This window comes from Chitinophaga agrisoli, assembly GCF_008386695.1.
GTDB lineage: Bacteria > Bacteroidota > Bacteroidia > Chitinophagales > Chitinophagaceae > Chitinophaga > Chitinophaga agrisoli.
On record NZ_VUOC01000088.1, the window covers coordinates 1 to 666 of the forward strand.

Genomic DNA, 666 nt, shown 5'->3' on the forward strand with positions numbered 1-666 from the left:
CGCCTTGTAAAAAATATAGAAAAGGAATGAGTTTGTAGCCCTTTTTTCCTTCGAAACACCTTTCGGTGAATGAAGTATCGCAGTTGTATGAAAAATTGTGCTGTTAACAGCTCTAGCTACTTCTTGCCCTTGGTGGCCTTTTCGGCAGCTTTAGTGACCTTGCCACCACCAGCCTCCTTGAAGTTGACAGCCTTGATGACTCCGACAGCAACTGTCTGCCTCATGTCACGGACAGCAAAACGACCGAGGGGTGGGAATTCCTGGAAGGACTCTACACATAGAGGCTTGGAAGGTACCAAGTTGACAATGGCTGCATCTCCAGACTTGATGGATTTTGGGTTGACTTCAGTAGATTTACCAGTACGACGGTCAACTTTTTCTTTGATTTCTGCAAATTTGCAGGCAATGTGGGCAGTGTGGCAATCCAACACTGGTGTGTAACCGTTTGAGATTTGACCAGGATGGTTAAGCACAATGACTTGAGCTGTAAAATCTGCAGCACCCTTAGGTGGGTTGTTTTTGGAGTCACCAGCAACATAACCACGACGCAATTCCTTGACGGACACGTTCTTTACGTTGAAACCTACATTGTCTCCAGGTACAGCTTCTTGGAGAGCTTCGTGGTGCATCTCCACAGATTTGACTTCAGTAGTGATGTTGGCGGGG

Annotated in this window: 1 protein-coding gene; it reads right to left on the reverse strand. The window is 46.5% G+C overall.

Annotated features, from left to right (window positions below; genetic code table 11):
• Nucleotides 1-116: 116 nt before the first annotated feature.
• A partial coding sequence (locus F0L74_RS34670) for an elongation factor 1-alpha C-terminal domain-related protein (protein ID WP_213087178.1) occupies nt 117-666 on the reverse strand: 550 nt, incomplete at its 5' end.